Raw genomic sequence first — 3,722 nt, forward strand, 5'->3', positions numbered from 1 at the left:
GACGAGTCCTCTTTCGTCGGCATATTGGCAGGGGACTCGTTGCCTCGTCCACTACCCGAAACGCAGTGGACTCGTCGCCTCGTCCACTACCGCCTACCCGAAAACCAAGGTGCGGCGAAATACTAGTGCTTGACCAACCGGGCGCCTTCAAAGGTTTCTGCCTGGGGAAAACCGAGTAACCATGTTGCGTCGATCACGGCTTGCCCGGCGAAGTCGGACGATTCGAGTAGCTGCGATGGAGCCGTTTTGAGTTTGCCTTCGGTGTCCACGTACGCCTTGACCAGGTACTCGCCCGCGGCCAGCGGAAACGCATCCTCGGCGACCTCTTGTTCCGGACTGAGGTTCGACGCGATCAATAACAACGCTCCGTTGACCATCGCTCTGGGGGTCACGACCGATTGCGTGAATGCGACGGGATCGTCAGACCAATTGCCTGACGGATCTTTGGCGTGAACGAACAGTTGGACGACGGAGCCCGGTTTCCAATCCGCCGGCGTCCCTTTGACCCGCAAGATCCGCTGGGTCGGGATCCAGTTGTCCGAGGGTAATTCGTCAGCCGTCGCATATTGGTCGCCGACCACCGCGGCGTAGTCTTCCAGCCAACCGACAAACAGCTTGTAGGAGTGGTCATCGACGTGCATCTTGATGCCTCCCATGTGGGAGACGGGGTCGGTCGAAGACGGCTTGCCCAGAGTGCCGTCGTCCTGCTTGGGCGGCAACTTGGCCGTCGGCTTGAGTACCAACAGGCTCTTGGCCGGATCTTTCAAGTTGATCAACGGGTATCGTTTCCCATCTTGCTTGCGGCTGCTGGCGACCAATGCCGCGAGCGTCGCTTCGGGGGTTTCGCGAAACAGATTCATCCGGGCGCCATAGGTTTTGACGAGTTCACCGTGACGCTCGGCCGGCTTTTGATGCTTCGGATTGTCGGCGTCAATTTCATCAGGCGTGTGACAGGGGAAACAACGCATCCGCTGCGACCAAACGTTTCGAGTGAAGGCTTCCAGCACACGACTCTTGCGGGCATGGCGAACGACTTCCAAAGGTTTGTCCGGTCCGACCGCCGCGAGTTGCTCGGGCGCCGAGCGTGAAACCAGAACGGGGTCACTGCAACAGGCTTTGATCCACGCGGAGAACGCTTCGTATTCGGCCTGCCGCGTTTTCGCGTGAATCCGCTTGGCCAACGGATCAGAATCTTTTTCGCCCATCTGAATCAGTGTCAAAATCTTTGACCGTTCGGGAGCCTCCACATCAACCAAGCCGTCCGCCCGCAGCGCGAGGAACGTGTCGGTGTGTGAGGGCAGGATGTAGTCCTTGATGTCGACCGACGACAGGTGGCATTGCACACAACTGGACGGATTGGGCGAGCGAAAGATCGGCATGATCCGTTCTTCGAACAACTGCAGCGCCGTCGTCGGCTCGGATGCCTGGACCATTGCTAATGGAGCCGCCGCGCTGGTGACGGCAACAACCAGTGTCAAGAAAGTCAGCCGAATCCGCGCGGGGAATGATCGTTTCGTCATGATCGTGCTCGAATGGATGGTTCGATGATGAGGTCGCAGGACACGACCGTGTTTGTGCAGGATGTCGAGGTGATTCAAATCGAATTGGATTGTATCGTGCCGCGGCCCGTTGTCCGCAATAGAATCGACAGATCCAGGGAACACTTTGTCTAATTGCCGCGGACGTGGGCGATGGCGCGTGGGATCACCCCCGACTGACCGGGGGTGCTTTCGAAATGTGGACTAATGGCGAGGATTCGCCCTTCGCCATACCGAGCGAAGACGATTGCCGGGGCACCGATCATGGTGTTCTTCTGCGGCTCGTAAATTCCGTTCTCGGTACGGAAGAAGGCCCACGGTTCATACCCCGGCAACGAATCGTTGTCTCCCGGTGAAAGGATCGGACCGTTCTGGTACTGAATCGATTGCGTTCCGGAGACGCCCAGCACCTGCGATGCACGGTCGGTCAGTTCGACGGCGACATCGGTGGCGGGGCCGCGATACCACATCGATTTGCGTCCCTTGCCGGGGATCTCCACCGTCTTGTTGAACACCGCGGCATTCATCAGGTTCAACGACCAGGGATAGTGCGACGAGCAGAGGTAGGCGCCGGCGCAGATTCCCACAACGCCCCCGCCATCGCGAATGAATTGGCGGACGTGATCGCGTCCGGTCGGGCCGATCGCCTTGCCTTGTTTGCTTCCCGAGCCGCCGGGGAACACCAGAACATCGAATTGATCCAACACGCCTGGTCGCATGTCGTGCCGACCGACCTGTCGAACCAGCAGCCCCGGCCGACCCTCGAGAACCTTCATCACCTTCGCTTCGTTGGCTCCCGAATCATCGAACAACGCCACGTTCGTGATCCCGCGTGCCGGTTGCGGTACCAAACGATCGACGCAGTCCTCTGAAATCATGCCGATCGACTGCAGTGCGGTCGAAACCATCCGCCGATGCTGTCGCGTTCGCAGCGAAAGGGGTTGATCTTTGAACGTCGTTTCAAAGATGAAACTCACGGCGCCGAGTTGTTCGTGACACGCTCGGGCCAGGCTGCCGACCGCGGGACCGCTTTTCGCCAACAGGTCGAAATGACGTTGCGGATCGACGTCCGCGTTGACGGCTTGCTGGATCCGCGTGGCGAAATCACGCTGGCTGGGAAAGGCGATCACACTCGAACCGACCGAGTCGGCGTTGAGGCGATGGAAATCGAATCCCTCGTGAAGATCGAAAACCCAGTCCGGCTGGTGACGCGTGATGAACTCCCAGATCGCTCGGGTGTGCTCGGTCAACGCGTCTTCACGCTCGGAGGTGGGAAAGCTGCGATTGAGATCGCGGCGTCGACGATCGTTCCGATGGTCCGGTGACCAACGGATGTTGGCTGCCAGACCCAGCCGATTGATCTGTGGCATGACGACGAGCTTTCCGCGTCGGATGGGCCAATGTCGAATTTGCTCGGCTGCTCGGAATCCCGCCGGTTCATTCCCGTGCACGCCGCCTGTGATCAACACCGTCGGGCCGTCGTGACCGCTGTCGATGACATGCCAGGGTGTTTCCCAAGTCGTGCCCGTGCCCAGCGTTCCGGAGGTGGCGGTTTGCGGCTGAGTCGATGTCGCAGATTGGGCGTGCGCCCGTGTGTCGCTGCCCGAACCGAACGCGAGTGCGGAAACGAGAAACAAGACCACGGAAACGAAACGGGATGCGAAGCGACGCGATGATCTTGGTGTGGTCATGGTGGCGTGTCTCGATCGCGCTGGTGAATGGGATTTAGGGACTCGCGGCTTGTTGATTTCATCGCTGTTGGCGACTGCCCACCGACGCGGCGAGACCAAGTATAAATGGCACGTCCGCTCCGTGTTCATTCAGCCAGCCCCTTCACGTGGTCATCATGCAATCCCTGTCGTTTCGTCCCTTCTTCATCGTCTGCACACTTATTCTGGCGGGCAATTCGCCGGCCCAAGACCAAGTGGGCCAAGCGACCCGATGGCAGTACTCCGCGGATCAACTGCGACCGTTCTGGAGGGGTGATGTCGTCGAACAGGAATCCGTGTTGCTCGTGCGAGATTCCGAGTCGGACGAAGCTCGCGGTTCGTTGCTGTTTCCGATTCGCGAAATCCTCTCGGTGCGCAGCTCATCGGGTGACATCACATATCAACAAGGCGTTGACTATCGATTCGTCCCCGGGACTCGTGAGATCGTGATCCCGGTGGGGTCACGTGTGGTCAC

Annotated in this window: 3 protein-coding genes; 1 reads left to right on the forward strand and 2 read right to left on the reverse strand. The window is 59.3% G+C overall.

Going from position 1 to position 3,722, the window contains the following annotated elements; translation table 11 throughout:
• Window positions 1-122 precede the first annotated feature (122 nt).
• Both ABX749_RS25575 and ABX749_RS25580 read right to left on the reverse strand, forming a co-directional pair.
• A complete protein-coding gene (locus ABX749_RS25575; RefSeq protein ID WP_372898499.1) occupies window positions 123-1,520 on the reverse strand; it encodes a hypothetical protein in 1,398 nt (465 codons plus the stop codon).
• Window positions 1,521-1,669: 149 nt separating this feature from the next.
• Entirely contained in the window at window positions 1,670-3,229 is a 1,560-nt protein-coding gene (locus tag ABX749_RS25580; RefSeq protein ID WP_372898500.1) for a succinylglutamate desuccinylase/aspartoacylase family protein, read from the reverse strand.
• A gap of 155 nt (window positions 3,230-3,384) precedes the next feature.
• On the opposite strand from ABX749_RS25580, the gene ABX749_RS25585 reads away from it, so the two are divergent.
• Window positions 3,385-3,722: hypothetical protein (locus ABX749_RS25585; protein ID WP_372898501.1), on the forward strand; the 338-nt coding region annotated here is incomplete at its 3' end.

It is taken from the genome of Stieleria sp., from assembly GCF_041595215.1.
GTDB lineage: Bacteria > Planctomycetota > Planctomycetia > Pirellulales > Pirellulaceae > Stieleria > Stieleria magnilauensis.